This window comes from Variovorax gossypii, assembly GCF_003965815.1.
Classification (GTDB): Bacteria; Pseudomonadota; Gammaproteobacteria; order Burkholderiales; family Burkholderiaceae_C; genus Variovorax; species Variovorax gossypii.
On record NZ_RXOE01000009.1, the window covers coordinates 57,033 to 75,672 of the forward strand.

Annotated in this window: 22 protein-coding genes; 10 read left to right on the forward strand and 12 right to left on the reverse strand. The window is 68.7% G+C overall.

All coding sequences use genetic code 11. The annotated features are described in order from the left end of the window. Window positions 1–79: 79 nt before the first annotated feature. On the reverse strand, window positions 80–769 hold the full coding sequence (locus EJP69_RS25425) for a PepSY-associated TM helix domain-containing protein (protein WP_093300873.1): 690 nt from the start codon (window positions 767–769) through the stop codon (window positions 80–82). Between the two features lie 14 nt (window positions 770–783). Continuing rightward, window positions 784–1,302, reverse strand: coding sequence for a GNAT family N-acetyltransferase (locus tag EJP69_RS25430; protein WP_093204330.1), 519 nt, complete (start codon window positions 1,300–1,302; stop codon window positions 784–786). An 87-nt stretch (window positions 1,303–1,389) separates the two neighbouring features. Between EJP69_RS25430 and EJP69_RS29575 the strand changes: the two genes are divergently transcribed. Genes EJP69_RS29575 through EJP69_RS25440 form a run of 3 tightly spaced genes read left to right on the forward strand, consistent with a single transcriptional unit; the run spans window position 1,390 to window position 2,126 of the window. Further along, window positions 1,390–1,539, forward strand: a complete 150-nt coding sequence (locus tag EJP69_RS29575) for a hypothetical protein (protein ID WP_170217229.1) — start codon at window positions 1,390–1,392, stop codon at window positions 1,537–1,539. 12 nt (window positions 1,540–1,551) lie between these two features. Beyond that, the gene (locus tag EJP69_RS25435; protein ID WP_093204327.1) at window positions 1,552–1,842 is read left to right on the forward strand and encodes a VF530 family protein; all 291 of its coding nucleotides are present in this window, start codon (window positions 1,552–1,554) and stop codon (window positions 1,840–1,842) included. Continuing rightward, on the forward strand, window positions 1,839–2,126 hold the full coding sequence (locus EJP69_RS25440; protein WP_093204323.1) for a 2Fe-2S iron-sulfur cluster-binding protein: 288 nt from the start codon (window positions 1,839–1,841) through the stop codon (window positions 2,124–2,126). Before EJP69_RS25435 ends, EJP69_RS25440 begins: the two co-directional genes overlap by 4 nt. Before the next feature lie 6 nt (window positions 2,127–2,132). Here EJP69_RS25440 and EJP69_RS25445 read toward each other — a convergent pair whose 3' ends face one another. Beyond that, window positions 2,133–3,332, reverse strand: coding sequence for an MFS transporter (locus EJP69_RS25445; protein WP_093204320.1), 1,200 nt, complete (start codon window positions 3,330–3,332; stop codon window positions 2,133–2,135). A gap of 206 nt (window positions 3,333–3,538) precedes the next feature. Here EJP69_RS25445 and EJP69_RS25450 point away from each other — a divergent pair, with 206 nt between their 5' ends. Continuing rightward, window positions 3,539–4,195, forward strand: a complete 657-nt coding sequence (locus EJP69_RS25450) for an RluA family pseudouridine synthase (protein WP_126473047.1) — start codon at window positions 3,539–3,541, stop codon at window positions 4,193–4,195. Window positions 4,196–4,243: 48 nt separating this feature from the next. On the opposite strand, the gene EJP69_RS25455 is transcribed toward EJP69_RS25450, so the two are convergent. The 5 genes from EJP69_RS25455 to egtB form a co-directional block, all read right to left on the reverse strand. Continuing rightward, complete coding sequence (locus tag EJP69_RS25455) at window positions 4,244–4,684, reverse strand: universal stress protein (protein ID WP_007833935.1); 441 nt, start codon at window positions 4,682–4,684, stop codon at window positions 4,244–4,246. A gap of 113 nt (window positions 4,685–4,797) precedes the next feature. Beyond that, window positions 4,798–5,553, reverse strand: coding sequence for a 2OG-Fe dioxygenase family protein (locus EJP69_RS25460; RefSeq protein WP_093204314.1), 756 nt, complete (start codon window positions 5,551–5,553; stop codon window positions 4,798–4,800). Then, entirely contained in the window at window positions 5,550–5,834 is a 285-nt protein-coding gene (locus EJP69_RS25465; protein ID WP_093204311.1) for a DUF427 domain-containing protein, read from the reverse strand. The genes EJP69_RS25460 and EJP69_RS25465 overlap by 4 nt, the downstream gene beginning before the upstream one ends. Window positions 5,835–6,612: 778 nt before the next feature. Continuing rightward, window positions 6,613–7,629: an L-histidine N(alpha)-methyltransferase gene (egtD, locus tag EJP69_RS25480; protein WP_126473049.1), complete on the reverse strand. Its 1,017-nt coding sequence runs from the start codon at window positions 7,627–7,629 to the stop codon at window positions 6,613–6,615. Window positions 7,630–7,631: 2 nt separating this feature from the next. Beyond that, window positions 7,632–8,888 carry an ergothioneine biosynthesis protein EgtB gene (gene egtB, locus EJP69_RS25485; RefSeq protein WP_126473051.1) on the reverse strand — a complete coding sequence of 419 codons (1,257 nt, stop codon included), beginning with the start codon at window positions 8,886–8,888 and terminating at the stop codon, window positions 7,632–7,634. Between the two features lie 177 nt (window positions 8,889–9,065). Between egtB and EJP69_RS25490 the strand changes: the two genes are divergently transcribed. Both EJP69_RS25490 and EJP69_RS25495 read left to right on the forward strand, forming a co-directional pair. Then, a complete protein-coding gene (locus tag EJP69_RS25490; RefSeq protein WP_093199585.1) occupies window positions 9,066–10,412 on the forward strand; it encodes an NAD(P)/FAD-dependent oxidoreductase in 1,347 nt (448 codons plus the stop codon). A gap of 16 nt (window positions 10,413–10,428) precedes the next feature. Continuing rightward, window positions 10,429–10,674, forward strand: a complete 246-nt coding sequence (locus EJP69_RS25495) for a hypothetical protein (protein ID WP_126473053.1) — start codon at window positions 10,429–10,431, stop codon at window positions 10,672–10,674. A gap of 21 nt (window positions 10,675–10,695) precedes the next feature. Here EJP69_RS25495 and EJP69_RS25500 read toward each other — a convergent pair whose 3' ends face one another. Next, a complete protein-coding gene (locus EJP69_RS25500; protein WP_126473055.1) occupies window positions 10,696–12,630 on the reverse strand; it encodes a PhoX family protein in 1,935 nt (644 codons plus the stop codon). A gap of 94 nt (window positions 12,631–12,724) precedes the next feature. Further along, window positions 12,725–13,264 carry a thermonuclease family protein gene (locus EJP69_RS25505; RefSeq protein WP_126473057.1) on the reverse strand — a complete coding sequence of 180 codons (540 nt, stop codon included), beginning with the start codon at window positions 13,262–13,264 and terminating at the stop codon, window positions 12,725–12,727. A gap of 142 nt (window positions 13,265–13,406) precedes the next feature. Between EJP69_RS25505 and EJP69_RS25510 the strand changes: the two genes are divergently transcribed. Together EJP69_RS25510 and EJP69_RS25515 are read left to right on the forward strand one after the other, a co-directional pair. Further along, complete coding sequence (locus EJP69_RS25510; RefSeq protein ID WP_126473059.1) at window positions 13,407–13,886, forward strand: tetratricopeptide repeat protein; 480 nt, start codon at window positions 13,407–13,409, stop codon at window positions 13,884–13,886. Next, window positions 13,883–14,338: a hypothetical protein gene (locus EJP69_RS25515; protein WP_126473061.1), complete on the forward strand. Its 456-nt coding sequence runs from the start codon at window positions 13,883–13,885 to the stop codon at window positions 14,336–14,338. Before EJP69_RS25510 ends, EJP69_RS25515 begins: the two co-directional genes overlap by 4 nt. Before the next feature lie 48 nt (window positions 14,339–14,386). Here the strand turns inward: EJP69_RS25515 and EJP69_RS25520 are convergent, their stop codons facing one another. Beyond that, window positions 14,387–16,084, reverse strand: a complete 1,698-nt coding sequence (locus tag EJP69_RS25520; RefSeq protein WP_093199676.1) for a long-chain fatty acid--CoA ligase — start codon at window positions 16,082–16,084, stop codon at window positions 14,387–14,389. 239 nt (window positions 16,085–16,323) lie between these two features. On the opposite strand from EJP69_RS25520, the gene EJP69_RS25525 reads away from it, so the two are divergent. After that, a complete protein-coding gene (locus EJP69_RS25525) occupies window positions 16,324–16,764 on the forward strand; it encodes an OsmC family protein (protein ID WP_093300890.1) in 441 nt (146 codons plus the stop codon). A gap of 45 nt (window positions 16,765–16,809) precedes the next feature. Then, window positions 16,810–17,778 carry a Bug family tripartite tricarboxylate transporter substrate binding protein gene (locus EJP69_RS25530; RefSeq protein WP_126473063.1) on the forward strand — a complete coding sequence of 323 codons (969 nt, stop codon included), beginning with the start codon at window positions 16,810–16,812 and terminating at the stop codon, window positions 17,776–17,778. Window positions 17,779–17,803: 25 nt separating this feature from the next. On the opposite strand, the gene EJP69_RS25535 is transcribed toward EJP69_RS25530, so the two are convergent. After that, a complete protein-coding gene (locus EJP69_RS25535; protein WP_126473064.1) occupies window positions 17,804–18,523 on the reverse strand; it encodes a Crp/Fnr family transcriptional regulator in 720 nt (239 codons plus the stop codon). Window positions 18,524–18,640: the final 117 nt, after the last annotated feature.

An 18,640-nucleotide genomic window follows, 5' to 3' on the forward strand; every position in this document is an offset into this window, starting at 1 on the left:
TCCGCAGCCGCTGCCCGCCCCGTCAATACCCGTACGGGGGCGCTCCCCGAGCAGGCACCGGAGCGGGTCCGGGAGCGGTTCAGAGAGCGCCGAGCGCGATGACGAGCACGGCCGCCAGCGAGGCACCGAACAGCGCCAGGCCCACGCGACGGCGGCGATGCGTGAGCATCCACAGCGCCACGCCCGAGATCGACAGGAAGATCAGGCTGCCGGCCAGCGTGTCGACCAGCAGGATCCACGGCAGCGGCATGGCGCCGCCCTTGTGCATGTTGGTGAGCGTGGCCACGATGCCGTTGTGCGTGGTGGTGACGCCCACCGAGCGGTTGCCCTGCCAGTACTCGGCCTGCACGATCTCGTTGGGGCCGCCGAAGTTGAACACCCAGTGCGCGGGCTGAGTGAGGGCCGGAGCGCTCTTGTCGCCCTTGTCGGCCCAGGCGACGGGCTTGGAGGGCTCGATGCGGCTGGAGTTGGGCGGGCCGCTCATGCGCAGCGCCTCCTGCAGCCAGCGGCTCATGGCCTCGGGCGTTTCCGGCACCGGGTCGGGCAGCGCGAGCTGGGCGCGCGTGCGCTCCTGGGCCTGCGGCAGCTTCATCACGTTGCGGTGATTGAGCCAGATGCCGCTGAAGCCGAACAGCAGCCCCAGCACCGCGCCCCAGAGGCCGAACCAGCCGTGGGTGCGACGAATCCACTGCACTGCGGCCGTGCGCCGCTGGTGCGAACGCACACGCGCGGCGTGGCCGAGGGAAGAAGAACCGCCGGCGGCGTCCATGGCGTCGCGCCGGCTCAGGCCACGTTGCGCTTGAGGCGGATTTCCTCGATGCGCACGGTGCCGATGGCGGTGGTCTTGGCGGTCTTCATCTCGCGCTTGAAGCCCGCGAGTTCGTGGAAGCGCATGGCGCGGTCGTTGCGGATCGGCACCCAGATGGTGACCGTGGTGCAGCCCTCGTCCTCGAGGCCTTCGCGGGCGGCGTCCCAGAGGGCCACGCCGGCGCCCTTGCCCCAGTGCTCGGGCTTGACGTAGATGGCCCAGATCTCGCCGGTGGTCGGCGGGGTCTTGGGGTCGCGCGAGCGGTCGAAGCCCACGAAGCCCACGATCTCGCTGCCGTGCACCACCACATGGACCTGGGGTTCGCTGTACTCGATGGCCTCGCGCCACTTGGCTTCGCGCGTGGCGGGAGCCAGGGCGCGCAGTTCTTCCTCGGGAAGGATGCCTTCGTAGGCGGCCTTGACGGAGAGTGCGTGGATTTCTGCGACGGCCTTGGCGTCGCGCAGGGTCGCGGGGCGAACTTCGTAATCTGACATGAATGCGGGAAATCGGATGGAACCGCGTATTGTCGCCTCACCGCTAAACTGCAGCCCGCATACGTCGCAACTACAGGAGAAACCGACATGGCCAAGGGTCAGCAGCGCAGCAACAAGGAAGCGAAGAAACCGAAGAAGGACACCTCGCCGCCCAAGCCCGTGAGCACCGGCGGAATCGAGCCTGTCCGCACGGTCACGACCGAGGTGATTCCCCGCGGCAAGCTCAAGAACAAGTAGACAAGCAAGCAAGTGACGAACGACTCGCCCACGCCACCGCCCGCCCCCGCGGCCAGGCAGGCCCAGCCGCGCAATCCGCTGCACGGGGTCACGCTGGAGGCCATCGTCACGGCGCTGGCCGGCCACTACGGCTGGCCGAGGCTGAGCGAGCTCGTTCCCATCCGCTGCTTCACGCACGACCCGAGCGTGGGCTCCAGCCTCAGGTTCCTTCGCAAGACGCCCTGGGCGCGCGAGAAGGTCGAGAGCCTCTATCTCTTCATGCTGCGCGAGCAGCGCCGCGAACAACAACAGCAGCAGCCATGAAGGTCCGGCTCGAGCCTTCGGGCCTCGACTTCGAGACCGACGGCGACATCACCCTCCTCAAGGCCGCGGAAGCCGCCGGCATCGAGCTTCCGAGTTCGTGCCGCAACGGCACCTGCCGCACCTGCATCTGCCTGCGGCTCGCGGGCGAAACCCGCCACATCATCGAATGGCCCGGCCTGAGCGCCGAGGAAAAGGCCGAGGGCTGGATCCTGCCCTGCGTGGCGCAGGCGCTCGGCGACATCACGCTCGAAGTGCCCGGCGCACGCGCCCTGTTCGCGGATTGATCGCCGTCAGGCCGGCGGCCTGACCGAAGGCGCCGCCACCACCAGCCGGTCGCGGTGCGCCAGCGAGGGGAAGATCCTGAACCAGGTCAGCGCGACCAGCATCGTCCCCACTCCGCCCACCACCACCGAGCCGACCGGCCCGAGCAGTGCCGCCGTGGCGCCCGATTCGAATTCGCCGAGCTGGTTGCTCGCGCCGATGAAGATCGAGTTGACCGCGCTCACCCGCCCGCGCATGGCATCGGGCGTCTCCAGCTGCACCAGCGTCTGGCGGATCACCACGTTGACCATGTCCGCGCCGCCCGAGACCGCAAGCGCGACCAGCGAGACGACAAAACTCTTCGAGATGCCGAACACCACCATGCACAGCCCGAAGAGCCCGACCGCCAGCAGCAGCGTGCGGCCCACGTTGCGCTCGACCGGCCTGCGCGTGAGCGCGATGGACATCACCAGCGCCCCCACCGCCGGCGCGCTGCGCAGCAGGCCGAGCCCCCAGGGGCCGGTGTGCAGGATGTCCTTGGCATAGATCGGCAGCAGCGCCACCGCGCCGCCCAGCAGCACCGCGAACAGGTCGAGCGAGACCGCGCCGAGCACCGGCTTGCGCTTCCAGATGAAGTCGACGCCCGCGAACACCGTGGACAGCGTGACCGGCTCGCGCGCGGCCGGCGTGTAGGCGTAGCGCAGCCGCAGCACCAGCGCGCAGGCGACGGCGAAGAAGACCAGGCTCGCGCCGTACACCACCGCCATGCCCGCCACGAACAGCAGCCCGCCCAGGGCCGGCCCGCCGATGATCGCGCCCTGCATGCCCGCCGAGCTGAAGGCCATCGCGCGCGACAGCATGACAGGCGGCACCAGCAGCGGCGTCAGCGCCTGCTGGGCCGGCATCTGGAACGCCCGCACCGCGCCCAGCACCAGCGACAGGCCCAGCAGCAGGCCGCGCGTGTCGTGCTTTTCGAGCACCGCCAGCAGCAGCACGAGCGCCACCAGTCCCTGCACCGCGAAGCAGGCCGCCACGATGCGCCCGCGATGGTGGCGGTCGACGATGTGTCCGGCCAGCAGCGCCAGCAGCAGCGCGGGCACGAACTGGTAGAGGCCCACCAGGCCCAGGTCCCAGGCGCTGCCGGTGAGCTCGTACATGTGCCAGCCGATGGCCACCAGCAGCATCTGCGAGGCGGCCGTGCCGAACAGGCGCGCCGTCCACATCTGCATGAAGGGGCGTTCGCGCGTCAGGTCGGAGAAGCTGGGGGGAGAAGCCGCGGCACCCTGCAGGGCGGCGTCGGGAGAGGGGGAAGCGGAAGCTGGGGCGGGGCCGGACATTCGTCCGAGGATAGCCGAGCCCGGATGAGCAGGGCATGAGGGCCGGCGGCGGCCCCACGCGCCGGCTCGCGGGCTGCTGTCTACACTCGGCGGCTCCCATGACCGCCCCGCCGCCGCTGCAACCCGTTCACGAAGACGCCCACCTGCTGGTGCTCGACAAGCCAGCCGGCCTGCTCTGCGTGCCCGGCCGCGGCGAAGACAAGCAGGACTGCCTGAGCGCACGCGCCATGCGGCAGTGGCCCGACGCGCTGATCGTGCACCGCCTCGACATGGCCACCAGCGGGCTGGTGGTGATGGCACGGGGCATCGAGATGCAGCGGGCGCTGAGCGCCGAATTCGCCGAGCGCCGGGTGCACAAGCGCTATGAAGCCGTCGTCGACGGCGAAATGCCGCTGCGCGAAGACTGGTCGGTGATCGACGCGCCGCTGATGGCCGACTGGCCGCGCCGTCCCCTGCAGAAAATCGACCCGGCCGGCAAGCCCAGCGTCACGCGATGGAAGGCGCTTTCGGTGTTGCCGAGAGAGCCCGCCGCCACGCATGTACTGCTGGAGCCGTTGACAGGCCGCTCGCACCAGCTGCGCGTGCACCTGCTGTCGATCGGGCATCCGATCCTGGGCGATGCGCTGTACGGCGACGCGGCCCTGCAGGCGCGGGCGCCGCGCCTGATGCTGCATGCGAGCGAGCTGGGGTTCGTGCATCCGGCGACGGGGCAGGAGCTTTGCTTCGAGCGGCCGTCTGGCTTCGTCGTCCCCTGATCCCCGATTCCGCTACGCCGCGGTTTCCGTTGTTGCGGATGCCGCCGCTCAGCCGCCCTTGACGACCAGCACGGGCATGTTCGCATCCTGCAGCACCCGCTGCGTCACGCTGCCCAGCAGCAGTTTCTCGATGCCGCTGCGGCCGTGCGAGCCCATCACGATCAGGTCGGCCGCGATGGCGATGGCCGTGTCGACGATGCCTTCGTGCACCACGTGGCCGTCGATCACGCGCTGGTCGCTGTGCAGGCCTTCGGCCGCGAGCGCCGCCACGCCGCGCGCGAGAGCCGCATTGGCGCTGGCGGTGGCCGCCGCGAGGTATTCGTTCTGGCCGAGCGCGTAGTCAGCGCCGACGCCGATGAAGGGATAGTTGTCGATCACGTGGATCAGCGTGATGCGGCTACCGAAGGCCAGCGCGAGGCCGCTGGCCTTGCTGACGGCGAGCATGGAAGTTTCGGAGCCGTCGATCGGAACCAGGATGTGATTGAACATGGCGGGACCTCGCTTTCGTTCGCAGACAGACACACGGCCCACATGGGGCCGGCCCCGAATTTAACCGCTGTTGCGCGCCGCAGGCTGTAGGACTGCCCCGCCGCAGGGTGAGTTCAATCCCCCTGGAAACCCTTGGCCCTGCAGGTGATCACGAGCGTGTCGCGCCAGCCCTCGCCGCCCTCCTCGAGCGGCTGGATCGGCGTCGACTCGTGGATCACGCGTGCATCGTCGAGCACCAGCAGCGTCCACGGCTCGGTCATCGTGAAGCGTTCGCCGCGACGCCCGTTAGCTTCGAACACGCGCGTCTCGCCGCCCTTGATGCCGTGCCGGCCCACGAGCGCCACCGCCACGAGATCGACCCCGTCACGGTGCGCGCCCTCGGGCGTGGGACGGCCGATGCCGCCCGCGGTGTCGATGCGGAACTGATGCGCCTCCACGTACCAGCGCTGCGCCTCGCCGCGCATCTCGCTGCTGGCCCTGCCCAGCTGCTGCAGCAGCCGATGCCACACGGGCTGTGCGACGGTGGCTTCGAGCATCGGCGCGAACCAGCGCTGCATGCCGCCATGCAGCGCGTTGTATTCGACCGGCTGCCAATGCGCGCGATGCGGCACCTGCGCCAGCGTGGCCTGCTCGTCGGCCTCCACCGTGAAGCAGGCATGGCGCCGGGTGCGGTAGCGGCCGCCGTCCTTCAGGTAATCGTCGGGCGGAAGATCGTTCCAGTCCGGGTGCAGCGCTTCGAGCTGCGAGACCGGAACACCGAGCCATTCGCCGACGCCCTGCGGGCTCAGCACGGCATAGCCCTGGTCGCGCAGCGCGGCGGGCAGCTCGGCGGGAGCGATGAACGGGGGGGTGAATGCGGCGGTGGTCACTGGGCGCTGACCTTCACGTCCTTCCAGAACGCGACGCGGTCGCGGATCTCTTCGGCTTCGGGCTTCGGATCGGCGTAGTACCAGGCGGCGTCGGTGTTGAGCTCGCCGTTGACCAGGAGCGAGTAGTAGCTCGCGGTGCCCTTCCAGGGGCAGGTGGACCTGTGGTTGCTGAAGGTGACGAAGTCGCGGTTGAGCGCGCTCATCGGGAAATAGTGGTTGCCTTCGACGAGGACGGTGTCGTCGCTTTCGGCGATGGTTACGCCGTTCCAGGTTGCTTTCATGGGTTGGGGGTCTCCGGGGGCGGCCGGGTGCCGCTGTGGGGGTTATTGTGCCGTTGCCGTGGGTTTGGTTTCTTGGTGCTGGTTATCTACCCCCTGCTGGGAGTTTGCTTTTCGGGGCCGGGTCTCGGCCCGGCGGCCGACCTACTTTTCTTTGCTTCGCCAAAGAAAAGTAGGCAAAAGAAAGGCGACCCTACTGTCTGCGTCCCTTCGCTTCGCTGCGGGCAACCTGCGGTGCTCGACGTAGGAGGGGGGGGTCCGCAGAACTCGCTTCGCTCAAACAGCTGCGGCCCTTATCCCTCCTACGTCTGCGCTCCTCGGCGCAGCCAGAAGGGAGTTGGAGACCGGGCAGGCCATCGCTGCGCTCGGCCTTTGAACTACCTGGACTGGCCTTCGCTTCGCTCGGCCCGGAATCTCAAGCCAATCGCGACCGCTTCAAGCTTCAGCCGCCCCAACGCCTCGTTCCAAGCACAGCAGGCGCGAAGCGCCTGCTGTGCCTTGGGGGCCGAGCAAAGCGATGGCCCGGGCGTTCCCCCTCCCCTCTGGCTGCGCCGAGGAGCGCAGCGTTTCGCGGATAAGGGCCGCAGCTGTTTGAGCGAAGCGAGTTCTGCGGACCCCGCGAAACGCGAGCACCGCAGGTTGCCCCGTAGCGAAGCGAAGGGGTCGCAGACAGTGGGGTCGCCTTTTCTTTGCCTACTTTCTTTTGGCGAAGCAAAAGAAAGTAGGTCGCCCGCCGGGGCGAGTCCCGGCCTCGGAAAGCAAACACCTCACAAGGAAAAAACTAGGCAGCCAGCCAGTGCACGCTGAAGAGCCTCTCCGGATCCACCCAAACCGCCCCAGGCTTGAATCCAGCCCTCACAGCCAGAGCCCGAAGCCCTTCAACAGTGAACTTATGCGAGTACTCCGTATGAATAGTCTCGCCTTCCGCAAACCCAAACACTTCCCCATTCAGAGAAACGCTCTGAGCCCGCCGGCTCACAAGATGCATCTCGATCCTCTGCCGAGGCGCGTTATAGAACGCCGCATGCGAGAACCCATCAAGATCGAAGTCCGCATCCAGCTCAGCATTCGCCCGCCGCAGCAGATTGAGGTTGAACTCCCCCGTAACCCCCTGCGCATCGTTGTATGCCGCATGCAGGCGCCCAGGATCCTTGACAAGGTCCACCCCGATCAGCAACCCGCCCCCCCGCAACATCCGCGCAGCCAGCTGCAAGAACGCCAGCGCCTCGTCAGGCTCGAAGTTCCCGATAGTCGACCCCGGAAAGAACCCCACTCGCCTCCCCGCCCCGGCCATCGGCGCAGGCAGCACCAGAGGCATCGTGTAGTCCGCGGCGATGGGCTGCACCACCAGCTCCGGATAGTCCGCCTTCAACCGCTCGGCAGCCGCCTCCAGGTGCTCGCCGGAGATGTCGATGGGCAGATAGCGCTTCGGCGTCTCCAGCGCATCGAGCAGCAGCCGCACCTTGGTCAGCGACCCCGCGCCGAACTCGACGATCTCCGCATTCGGCCCGATCTGCCCGGCGATCTCGCCGGCGCACTCGCCGAGGATGCGCAGCTCGGTGCGCGTCGGGTAGTACTCGGGCAGTTCGCAGATGCGGTCGAACAGCTGCGAGCCCGCCGCATCGTAGAAGAATTTCGGCGAGATGCTGCGTGGCGAGCGCGCGAGCCCCGCCTGCATCTCGCGGCCGAATTCCGACAGCGGCGTGGCGGCTGCCGCCGGCGATGCAGCGCGCGGCTTCTGCGATGCCTTCGCGGGCACGAAGGACGACAGCGAGGACGAAGAAATTGGATTGCGCATGATCAGATGTCTTTCGCGAGCCGCAGCCCCGTGAACTGCCAGCGCGCCGCCGGCGGGAAGAAGTTGCGATAGCTGGGACGCGAATGCCCGGCCGGCGTGGCGACGCTGCCGCCGCGCAGCACCAGCTGCCCCACCATGAACTTGCCGTTGTATTCGGCCGCGATGCCCGGCATGGGGCGGAATCCCGGATACGGGTCGTACGACGAGCGCGTCCATTGCCAGACGTGCCCGGTCATCTGCGAGATGCCGGGTGCATCGAACGCGGCTTCCCATTCGAACTCGGTGGGCAGCCGCGCACCGGCCCACTCGGCATACGCGGCGGCTTCATAGAAGCTGAGCTGCGAGACCGGCGCATCGGCCTCCATCGGCCGCACGCCGTTCAGGCCGAACACATGCCAGTCGCCCGCCGCCTGCGACGAGGGGCCGGCGAAGCGCAGGCGGGGATCGTCCTGCGCGAGCCAGTACGCCGGATGCCGCCAGCCGTTCGCCTGCACCGCGGCCCAGCCGTCGGACAGCCATAGCTCGGGCCGCTGGTAGCCGCCGTCGGCGATGAACTGCGCATAGTCGCCGCAGTTCACCAGGCGGTCGGCGATGGCATGAGGCTGCAGCAGCACGCGGTGGCGCGGCGTTTCGTTGTCGAAGGAGAAACCGGCGCCCTCGTGCCCCGCCTCTGCCATGCCGCCGGCCCGCTCGATCCAGCGCACGGCAGGCGGCACGGCGGCCAGCCGCAGCGCGGGGCCGTTCGCGGGCTTGTAGGCGGGCAGCATGGGGTTGCACGACAGCGCGTGCAGGATGTCGGTGAGCAGCAGCTCCTGGTGCTGCTGCTCGTGGTTCAGCCCGAGCGTGACGATGGGCTCGATCACGGCCCAGTCGGCCCCGCCCTCTTCCAGCAGCGCCACCACCGCATCGTCCACCTGGCGGCGGTATTCGTGCACCTCGTCGAGCGAGGGCCGCGTCAGCAGTCCGCGCTGCGGACGCGGATGGCGCGGGCCGAGCGCCTCGTAGTACGAGTTGAAGAGGTAGAGGAAGCGCGCGTCGAAGGGCTGGTAGCCGCCGGCATGCGGCTGCAGCAGCACGCTCTCGAAGAACCAGGTGGTGTGCGCGAGGTGCCATTTGGTCGGGCTCGCGTCGGGCATCGACTGGATGCACTGGTCTTCGGCGGAGAGCGGGGCGGCAAGCGCCAGGCTCGTGGCGCGCACCTCGCGGAACCTGTCGCGCAGTGCGCCCGCCGCCTGAGTGATCGGCCGGGAAAGCGTCATGGAGTCTCCAGTCGGGTCAGCCGCAAGTTGTAGCCCATCCGGGTCGCGGCGGCACGTAGGACAAAACGCCGCAGGCCTGCCGCCGCGACTTCGGCAAAGAGCGCCAACGGGCGCAAGGGGCAGCCACTGTGGCACAAGACGCCGGGGCGTGCAGGGCGGCTGCGTATCATCCGTCGCATGCAAACGACCAACCCATCGGGCAGGCCCAAAGTCGTCATCGTCGGCTGCGGATTCGGCGGACTCGAAGCCGCGCGCAAGCTGCAGAAGGCGGACGTCGACGTGACGGTGATCGACAAGACCAACCACCACCTGTTCCAGCCGCTGCTGTACCAGGTGGCGACCGCCGGGCTCGCCGCACCGTCGATCGCGGCGCCGGTGCGCTCGCTGTTCCGCAAGCAGCCGAACATCACGACGCTGCTGGGCGAGGTGGCCGGCATCGATCCGGCAACCCGGTCGGTGCACCTTGCCAACGGCGACCGCGTGCCCTACGACCACCTGATCGTCGCGGCCGGCGCCACGCACAGCTACTTCGGGCACGACGAATGGTCGAGCGTGGCGCCCGGGCTGAAGACGCTGGCCGATGCCTTCGAGATCCGCCGCCGCGTGCTGCTGTCGTTCGAGACCGCCGAGATCACGGCCGACCTGGAAAAGCGCCGCGCCCTGCTCACCTTCGTGGTGATCGGCGCCGGCCCCACGGGCGTCGAGATGGCCGGCACGCTGGCCGAGATCGCCAAGCACACGCTGTCAGGAGAGTTCCGCCACATCGACCCGAGCAGCGCGCAGGTGCTGCTGGTCGAGGGCGGCCCGCGCGTGCTGCAGGCCATGCCCGAATCGCTGAGCCAGAAGGCGCTCGAACAGCTGGAGCGGCTGGGCGTCGAAGTACGCCTGAATGCGCGCGTGACAGCCATCGATGCCAACGGGCTCGAAGTGCAGACCGGTGGCGGCGCAGACGGATCGCCGGTCGACAGCTACCGAATCGATAGCAGCTGCGTGGTGTGGGCGGCAGGTGTCGCGGCTTCTCCGCTGGGCCGCATGCTGGGCACCGCCACGGGCGTCGAATGCGACCGCGCGGGACGCATCAAGGTCGAGCCAGACCTGAGCCTCGCGGGCCATCCCGAGATCAGCGTGGTGGGCGACCTCGCCGCCGCCATGAGCCATGCGCCCGGCAAGCCGCCCAAACCCGTGCCCGGCGTGTCGCCCGGCGCCAAGCAGATGGGTCGCGCGGCGGCCGCCAACATCCTGCGCCGCATCGCGGGCCAGCCGACCGTGCCGTTCCGCTATGCCGACTACGGCAACCTCGCCACCATCGGCCGCAATTCGGCGGTGGTCGACCTCGGCACGCCCTTCGGCCCTCTGCGTTTCAGCGGCCGGCTCGCATGGCTGTTCTGGCTGTTCGCGCACGCGTATTTCCTGATCGGCTTTCGCAACCGCGTCGTCGTGATGATGGACTGGGCCGGCGCGTACTGGAGCTTCCAGCGCAACGCGCGCGTGGTAGCCGACGTGCAAGGCAAGAGCGAATCCTGAGGGAGGAAGGCTGGCGATGCTGTCCTTCCTCGTGTGGACCGTCGCGCACGCCGCCGAGGCGCTGTTCTGCCTCTGGGTGCTGCGCTGGGGCGGTGCCGAGCGGCTCGAAGGCAGCTTCGCCTCGGGCCTCATCAGCACCTTTGCGCCGCGCTGGAGCGCCGAGGGGCTGAAGCTGGCGGCGCTGATCCTGCTGTTCTTCTGTGCCGTCAGCTTCGCGGCGGGGCTTTTCGTGCCCTCGCTGCGATGCTGGGGAACCTGCTGAGGCGCGCGCGCCTTCAGGTCTTCAGGTCCCGATCACGCCGCCGTCGTTCTTCGTGATGGCAATGGTCGCCGAGCGCGGCCGGCCGGCGCCGTCGGGCCACTTCGACACGGCGAGCGGACGCTCGGGGTCGCTGCGCTCGTTGGCCGGCTCGCCCGGGTGCTGGATGTTGATGAACAGCGTGCGCAGGTCGGGCGTGGCCGTGAGGCCGGTGATCTCGCAGCCGGCCGGGCCGAGCAGGAAGCGGCGGATCTCGCCCTTGGTCGGGTCGCAGGCCAGCATCTGGTTGTTGGGCAGGTTGGCGTACTCGCCCTTGCCCAGCGTGGAGGTCGACACGTCGGTCTCGATCCACAGCACGCCGCGCGCGTCGACCATCAGGCCGTCGGGGCTGCCGAAGGTGTCGCCCTTGATGTTGCCTTGCGCCTCGTAGCGCGATTGCTTCGGGTCCCCCGCGAGCACGAGGTGGTTCCAGGCGAACTTGGTCGCGTCGAGGTCGCCGGTTTCCTTCCAGCGGATGATCTGGCCCATCGTGTTGTTGGAGCGCGGGTTGGCCGCGTCCATGAAGGGCTGGCCGGCGCCGCCGCGGTTGCTGTTGTTGGTCAGCGTGCAGTAGACCTCCTTGGTGAGCGGATCCACCGTGGTCCATTCGGGGCGGTCCATCTTGGTGGCGCCCAGCAGGTCGCTGGCCTGGCGCGCCTTGATGAGCACGTCGCCCTGCGTGGTGAAGCCCTTGTCGGCCACGAGGCCGCCCTTGCCCTGCACCAGCGGCAGCCATTCGCCCGTGCCGTCCACGTCGAAGCGGGCCACGTACAGCGTGCCGTGGTCGAGCAGGTCGCGGTTGGCTGCGGCGCCGCCGGGCTTGACCGCGTCGCGGCTCACGAACTTGTAGATGTACTCGAAGCGCGAGTCCTCGCCCATGTAGATGACGGCGCGGCCGTCGTTGGTGAGCGCGGTGGCGGCGCCTTCGTGCGCGGCGCGGCCCAGCGCGGTGCGCTTGCGCGGCGTGGAGGTCGGATCCTGCGGGTCGATCTCGACCACCCAGCCGTAACGGTTCGACTCGTTCGGGTGCTTCGACACGTCGAAGCGCGCCTCGTGCTCGTGCCAGCGGTACTTGGCGCCGTTGCCCTTCTTGATGCCCCAGCGCTTCTGGTGGGCGTCGGGCGTGTCGGTGCCCTCGAAGTAGTCGGCGAAGTTCTCCTCGCAGGTGAGGTAGGTACCCCACGGCGTGTGGCCGTTGGCGCAGTTGTTGAAGGTGCCCAGCACCTGCGTGCCCGAAGGGTCGGCGGCGGTGCGCAGCATGGCGTGGCCGGCGGCGGGGCCGGTCAGCGTCATCGGCGTGAGCGCGGTGACGCGGCGGGCGAAGCGCGAAGGCGCGAGCTGTGTCCACTTGCCGGCGCTGTCGCGCTGCAGTTCGATGACCGACACGCCATGGGCGTTCATCGACTTGCGCACCTTCTCGGGCGTCCAGGTCTTCATGCCGTCGGGGTGCAGCAGGCCGTCGTCGACGTATTCGTGGTTCAGCACCAGCAGGCCGCGGTTGGAGCCTTCGAGCGGAAAGAAGGCCATGCCGTCGTGGTGCATGCCGGCCTGCAGCGCCTGCTCTTCGGCGGTGTTGGAGCCGTCGGTCTTGAAGGCGGGCATGGCGCCCGCGATGCCGGTCGGGTCGCCCCAGCGGTAGAGAACCTGTGTGCTGTAGCCCTCGGGCACGACCACCGTGTCGACGGCCGCCATGGGCACGCTCTTGAAGCCGATGGCACGGCCCAGGCCGCTCACATTGCCGCTGCCGCCGGTGGTGGCGCATCCGGCCAGGGTGCCGGCCGCCAGCGGGCCGAAGAGCCCTGCCACCGCCGCCGCCATGCCGCCGCGCACGAACACGCGCCGGGACGGATCGGAAACTTCATGGATGGTGGGATTGGCGGAGGGGTTGGAGTCCTCCATGCGGGCGAAGTCTTTGGCCATGTTGTTGTCGCGGGGGATTGTGGGAACCCGAAATGGTCCCGCGGTCCCGTGAATCCGCCGTGACATGGGGCCTGTCGCGGAGGCCCCGGGGCAATCAGAAGAGGCTGCCCCAGTGGCTGCCGCCCCAGTGCTGCTGCTCCTCGCGCTGGTGCTTGCGCCATTCCCAGGGCGGCGTCGGCCTGGGGTCGGCCCAGAGGCCCGCACGCCGGGACCGGGCGCTGTCCTGCAGCCTGAAGAGCCCGCCGCCGCGCTTGGTGGCCAGGCGGTTGTAGTCGTACACCCAGGCCCAGCCGTCGGCCACCATGCGGCTGCCGGCGTCCTCGCCGTTGCAGCTCACGTCCGCCACGGTGCGGCCGTACCGGTCGGTGTCGATCTCGGTGATGCGCGCCTGCTCGCCGAAGCAGATGCTGCTCAGCGCCTGCCTGCTGCGCTGGCCGTAGGGCTGGGCTTTTTCCGGCGCGTCGATGGCGGCGATGCGCACCTTCACGCGCTCGTAGGCGCCGATGCGCCCGCAGCGGGCGGTGAGCGTGTCGCCGTCGCTGATGCCGACGACGAGGCAGTTGCGGGGTGCGGCCTGGGAAAGCAGAGGAAAGGCAAGCAGGAGAAGACTGGAAAGCAGCGCGCGAAAGTGCATGAAAAAGCCGGAAAGACCTGGAGATTGGCAGAATCGCCAAACCGATCGAGGCTAAGTGATCCATGCGCCGGGAGGGATCGGGACACAGTTTTTTTCTTTCTCGCGTTCTTCCCAGAACGGCGCTTCGAAGGAGACCCCTCACATGCAGGAACCCACCCGGGACGACTGGTTTTCCGCGGCGAACGACGCCTGGGACGCCGGCGAGCACAAGAAGGCGCTGTCGCTGTTCCTCAAGGCGGCCGCCGCCGGCGAGATTCATGCGCTCAACAGCGTCGGCTACTTCCTCGACCACGGCATCGGCGTGAGGCAGGACAGCGCCGCCGCCCGCGAGTGGTACCGCAAGGCCGCGAAAGCGGGCGACGTGGCAGGCTGCGCCAACCTCGCCATCTGCTACCGCGACGATGGCAACTTCCGCTGGGCCCGCTACTGGTTCGAGCGCGCCTACTCCAAGGGCGACGGCGACGCGGCGCTCGAGCTGGGCCGCCTCTTCCTCTGGGAAGGCCCGCACAAGAACCACCGCAAGGTCGTCGACTACCTGACGAAGGCGGTGGCGGCGCAGTACGTCACGCCGAACGGAAGGGAAGAAGCCGGGAAACTGCTGAAGTCGCTGGGCCGCAAGTGAAGTCTCTACGGTATGCGCTGACGCTCCTGGTGTCGCTTGCGGTTCTGGCTCTGATTGCACTCCAGCTCTGCATCGTCGAGCCCGGCGACCTCGCCCAGCCGGTATCCATCGACGAGGTGTCGTTCCTCGCCGATGGCGGAACGCTGGTAGTAGAGCTGAAAGGCGCCAACGGCAAGCGCCTCTTCGCGATCCGCCAGGGGAGCCTTTACGTCGAGTCCGACAGGCAACCCATGGCCATCGGGTGCAGTTGCTTCGGTTTCCCCTACGCCAGGAATGTGGCACGCGGCGACGAACGCGAGCGCGCCGTTCAGGCGTTGCTGGAGGGCTGGGTCACAGCCAATACAACCGCCGAAGATCGCGCTCGCATCGAGACCCGCTCGAACCTCGAGCAGATACCCGCCACGGCCTATGGCGTGCTCGAGATGCTGAACTGGATCAGGACGCGCCAATAGAACGAGAAGGACAAGGCAGGCGGGTGGGCGGCCTGCTGCCCGCCGATCTCACTTCGCCTCGCTCTCCGCCTCCTGCAGCAGCCTCCACATCACCTTCCCGCTCCCGCTCTTGGGCAGCGCGTCCACGAACTGCACCTTGCGGGGGATCTTGTAGACCGCCATGTTCTCGCGGCACCAGTCGATGATCTGCTGCTCCGTGGTGTCCTTGTGCGTGGCGCGCAGCACCACCACCGCCTTGACCGATTCGCCGCGGTAGTCGTCCTTGGTCGAGATCACGCAGGCTTCCTGGATGGCCGGGTGGCGGAACATGAGCAGCTCGACCTCGGCCGGCCACACCTTGAAGCCGCTCGCGTTGATCATGCGCTTGAGGCGGTCGGTGATGAAGAAGTAGCCGTCCTCGTCCATGCGGCCCATGTCGCCCGAGCGGAAGAAGCGCTTGCCCTCGAACTCGACGAAGGCGGCCGCGGTGGCGTCGGGGCGCTTCCAGTAGCCCTGGAACACCTCGGGGCCGTGGATGATGATTTCGCCCGATTCGCCGATGGGCATCTCCTTCAGCGTGTCGGGGTCGACCACGCGGGCGTCGGTGCTCATGAACGGGATGCCCAGGCACTGCTGCTTGGGGTGGTCCGAAGGGTTGGTGTGCGAGGGCGCGGCGGTCTCGGTGAGGCCGTAGCCCTCCTGGTACTTCAGGCCGTACTGCTCCAGCAGTCGCTGCGCCACGGCTTGCGGCATCGCGGCGCCGCCGCCGCCGATGTAGGTCATGCTCGACAGGTCGTAGTTCGCGAAGTTGGGGCTGGCCATCAGGTCGATGACCATGGTCGGAATGTTGGTCCAGGCCGTGACCTTCCAGCGCGAGATCAGCCGGCCGGCCACGTCGCGGTCCCAGCGCGGCATGATGATCAGCGTGGCCGCCGCCAGGATGGCGGTGTGCATCATGCTCACCACGCCGGTGATGTGGAACATCGGCACCACGGCCAGCACCACCGTCTCCGAGGTCGAGCCGCCCCACATCAGGCCGGCGAAGGCGTTGTGCATCAGGCTCGAATGGTGGTGGATGCAGCCCTTGGGCAGGCCGGTGGTGCCGCTGGTGTAGGGCAGCAGCGCCATGTCGTTGGCGCCCACCACGTGCTCGGGCGGCGTGTGGCCGGCCTCGAGCGCGTCGGTCCAGGCGACGACCTTGCCGCCTTCCAGTTCGGGTAGCGGGTGGCGGGTGGTGAGCCAGTCCTTCCAGGCGGGCGCCGGGGCGTCGTCGCCCGAGGCGTCGGCGTCGAAGGCGTCGGTGAACTGGGTCACGATCATGTGGGCCAGCCGCTGCTCGGGCGGCAGCGCATTGCTGGCCTTGGCCAGTTCGCCAGCCAGGTCACCGGTGATGATGGCCACCTTGGCGTCCGGGTCGGTGATGTAGTGCTTGAGCTCCTCGGCCCGGTTCATCGGGTTGACCGGCACCACCACGGCGTTGGCGCGCAGGATCGCGAAATGCGCGATCACCAGCTGCGGGCAGTTCTGCATGTCCAGGATCACGCGGTCGCCGCGCTTCACGCCCAGCGCATGCAGCGCGCCGGCCAGCCGCTCGGCCTGGGCCGCGAACTCGCGGTAGCTGACGACGCGGCCGAAGAACACCAGCGCGGGCTTGTCGGGATAGCGCGCTGCCGAGGTGGCCAGGTTGTGCCACAGCGAGGTGGCCGGGACGGTGATGGAGTGTGGAAGGCGCTTGGGCCAGAACTTGTGATGCGGGCGTTGTTCCATGGTGGGCACGGGCGGGGGGACGGAAGGACGGAAAGAGGGATGCCCGCCAGCCTAAGCCGCCGCGTGCGCCGCTCCCATCGGGGAAGCCCCCGGGGGGCGTCGCCTAGGCGACGCCATTTTTTCTCACATGCCCGGCCGTCCCCGGATGCGCCCTGCGACTACAGACAAGCGCCGCTTCCCGAGCGATACCTGCAGCCTCCCCTCTCCATCCACCCACTCACCCCACCGAAGGAGCTTCCATGGCAGCAGAAAAGCACGCGAGCGTTCACTGGGAAGGCGCCGGCAAGACCGGCAAGGGCCTGGTCAGCACCGAGACCGGCGCCCTCAAGGACTACCCCTACGGCTTCGCCAGCCGCTTCGAGGACGACAAGCGCGGCACCAACCCCGAGGAAATCGTCGGCGCCGCGCACGCCGCCTGTTTCACGATGGCCTTCGCCTTCGCGCTGGAAAGAGAAGGCCTGGCGGCCACGAAGATCGACACCCGGGCGGCCGTGCGGCTGGCCAAGGATGGCGAGGGCTTCAGGATCGACCGCATCGCGCTCGAACTCGACGCCAGCGTGCCGAACCTCGACGAGGCGAAGTTCCAGCAGATCGCGGCCGCCGCCAAGGCCGGCTGCCCGCTGTCGAAGGCGCTGGCGAGCGTGCCCGAGATCACGCTGAAGGCCACGCTGGCCGGCTGAGGGCGCTGCCTATGATCGTCTCCTCACAAAAACAGGAGACGGATCATGAACAAGCCCATCCGGACCGCGCTCGCGGTCCTTTCCCTCGGCCTCGGCGCAACGGCGGCAATGGCCGCTTTTCCCGACAAGCCGATCAAGATCGTCATCGGCTTCCCGGCCGGCGGCCCGCTCGACCAGCACGCGCGCCTGCTCACCGACAAGCTGCAGGCCGTGCTGGGCCAGCCGCTGATCGTCGACTACAAGCCCGGCGCCGGCGGCTCGGTGGGCGCCGACGCAGTCGCCAAGAGCCCGGCCGACGGCTACACGCTGATGCTGGCCAACACCGGCGTTGCGGTGATCAACGGCGCGCTCTACAGCAAGCTGCCCTACAACACGCAGCGCGACTTCGTGCCCATCGCGCGCACCGCCATGCAGCCGCTGGCGCTGCTGGTCACGCCCAAGCTGCCCGTGCAGAACCTGAAGCAGTTCATCGACTACGCCAAGGCGCGGCCCGGCCAGGTCAACTACGGCTCGGCGGGCAACGGCGGCATCAGCCACCTGGTGCCGGAGATGTTCAAGACCGCCACCGGCATCTTCATGGTGCACATCCCCTACCGCGGCAGCGCGCCGGCCTTCACCGACCTGATGGGCGGGCAGGTGCAGTTCATGGCCGAGTCGATCCCGCAGGCGGCCAACTATCACAAGCAGGGCAAGGTGCGCGCCCTGGCCGTGACCAGCCGCGAGCGCAACCCCGCCCTGCCCGACATTCCGACCGTAATCGAGTCGGGCGTCAAGGGCTTCGAGGTGGTGGGCTTCTACGGCTTCCTCGCGCCGAAGGACACGCCGAAAGACGTGGTCGCTAAGCTCAGCGATGCGTTCAAGCAGGTGCTCAACAACCCCGAGGTGCGCGAGCGCATGGTGAGCCAGGGCGCCGACCCGGCCTTCCTGGGCAGCGAGGACTTCGCGCGCTTCCTGGCGACGGAAACCCCGCGCTGGGAAAAGGCGGTGAAGGCATCCGGCGCGCGGATGGACTGAGCCCCACGCCGCCGTCCCGCAAGGTTCAGGGCGGCGTGGCCGCGTGCCGCTCGAGCTGCGCGCGGTCCAGCAGCTCGATGCTGCGGTAGCGCACGCGCAGCGTGCCGTCTTCCTCCCACAGCTTCAACTGCCGGTTCACGCTCTGGCGCGACACGCCGAGCATGAACGACAGGTCTTCCTGCGACACGCCCAGCAGCGTGCCGCCGCCCTCGCCCGAGCCCTCGGCGCGCGCGTCCAGCGTGAGCAGGCGATGCGCGAGCCGCACCGGCAGCGGCATCAGGATCACGTCGTCGATCCACGCCAGCGCCTGGCGCAGCCGCAGGCACACCAGCCGCGTGAAGGCCATGTGCACGTCGGGATGCTCGGCCACCAGGCGATGGAAGTCGGCCGCAGCGACCACCGCCATCTCGGTCGTATCGACCGCGCAGGTGTCGTAGACGCGCTCCCGCCCCACCAGCAGCGACACCTCGCCGAACCAGTGGCCGGGTTCGAGCATCGCGATCACCGCCTCGCGCCCGCCCGGCGCGACCACGCTCACACGCAGCGATCCGGCCACCACGCCGAAGAGCGCATCCGGCGACGAGCCCTTGTGGAAGAGCGACTCGCCGCGCGCCAGCGTGCGCCGGTGCGCCACCGCAAGCAGGCGCTGCTGCACGTCTTCAGCCAGCCGCATGTCGCCGTTGTGCACCGGCGAAGGCTGCGCGTCCGGCGGCGTGTCGGGAGATGAAGGGGGCGTGCGTGGCATCGCGGGTTTGTCCGTAGCGGCGATTGCCAACACCGGACAGTCTTGTTTCAGGGGCGTGCCGATAGTACGCAGCGAGCCCGGGCCGGCGCATTCGCGCCAACCCGATGTCAGCAGCCA

What these genes read in the sequence shown, in the direction of transcription:
- EJP69_RS25525 (WP_093300890.1), top strand. Translation starts at nt 16,324, where the DNA reads ATGGCAGCAGAAAAGCACGCGAGCGTTCACTGGGAAGGCGCCGGCAAG.
- EJP69_RS29575 (WP_170217229.1), top strand. Translation starts at nt 1,390, where the DNA reads ATGGCCAAGGGTCAGCAGCGCAGCAACAAGGAAGCGAAGAAACCGAAG.
- EJP69_RS25500 (WP_126473055.1), bottom strand. Translation starts at nt 12,630, where the DNA reads ATGGCCAAAGACTTCGCCCGCATGGAGGACTCCAACCCCTCCGCCAAT.
- EJP69_RS25425 (WP_093300873.1), bottom strand. Translation starts at nt 769, where the DNA reads ATGGACGCCGCCGGCGGTTCTTCTTCCCTCGGCCACGCCGCGCGTGTG.
- EJP69_RS25440 (WP_093204323.1), top strand. Translation starts at nt 1,839, where the DNA reads ATGAAGGTCCGGCTCGAGCCTTCGGGCCTCGACTTCGAGACCGACGGC.
- EJP69_RS25430 (WP_093204330.1), bottom strand. Translation starts at nt 1,302, where the DNA reads ATGTCAGATTACGAAGTTCGCCCCGCGACCCTGCGCGACGCCAAGGCC.
- EJP69_RS25455 (WP_007833935.1), bottom strand. Translation starts at nt 4,684, where the DNA reads ATGTTCAATCACATCCTGGTTCCGATCGACGGCTCCGAAACTTCCATG.
- EJP69_RS25495 (WP_126473053.1), top strand. Translation starts at nt 10,429, where the DNA reads ATGCTGTCCTTCCTCGTGTGGACCGTCGCGCACGCCGCCGAGGCGCTG.
- EJP69_RS25535 (WP_126473064.1), bottom strand. Translation starts at nt 18,523, where the DNA reads ATGCCACGCACGCCCCCTTCATCTCCCGACACGCCGCCGGACGCGCAG.
- EJP69_RS25465 (WP_093204311.1), bottom strand. Translation starts at nt 5,834, where the DNA reads ATGAAAGCAACCTGGAACGGCGTAACCATCGCCGAAAGCGACGACACC.
- EJP69_RS25510 (WP_126473059.1), top strand. Translation starts at nt 13,407, where the DNA reads ATGCAGGAACCCACCCGGGACGACTGGTTTTCCGCGGCGAACGACGCC.
- EJP69_RS25445 (WP_093204320.1), bottom strand. Translation starts at nt 3,332, where the DNA reads ATGCAGATGTGGACGGCGCGCCTGTTCGGCACGGCCGCCTCGCAGATG.
- EJP69_RS25505 (WP_126473057.1), bottom strand. Translation starts at nt 13,264, where the DNA reads ATGCACTTTCGCGCGCTGCTTTCCAGTCTTCTCCTGCTTGCCTTTCCT.
- EJP69_RS25450 (WP_126473047.1), top strand. Translation starts at nt 3,539, where the DNA reads ATGACCGCCCCGCCGCCGCTGCAACCCGTTCACGAAGACGCCCACCTG.
- EJP69_RS25520 (WP_093199676.1), bottom strand. Translation starts at nt 16,084, where the DNA reads ATGGAACAACGCCCGCATCACAAGTTCTGGCCCAAGCGCCTTCCACAC.
- egtB (WP_126473051.1), bottom strand. Translation starts at nt 8,888, where the DNA reads ATGACGCTTTCCCGGCCGATCACTCAGGCGGCGGGCGCACTGCGCGAC.
- egtD (WP_126473049.1), bottom strand. Translation starts at nt 7,629, where the DNA reads ATGCGCAATCCAATTTCTTCGTCCTCGCTGTCGTCCTTCGTGCCCGCG.
- EJP69_RS25530 (WP_126473063.1), top strand. Translation starts at nt 16,810, where the DNA reads ATGAACAAGCCCATCCGGACCGCGCTCGCGGTCCTTTCCCTCGGCCTC.
- EJP69_RS25490 (WP_093199585.1), top strand. Translation starts at nt 9,066, where the DNA reads ATGCAAACGACCAACCCATCGGGCAGGCCCAAAGTCGTCATCGTCGGC.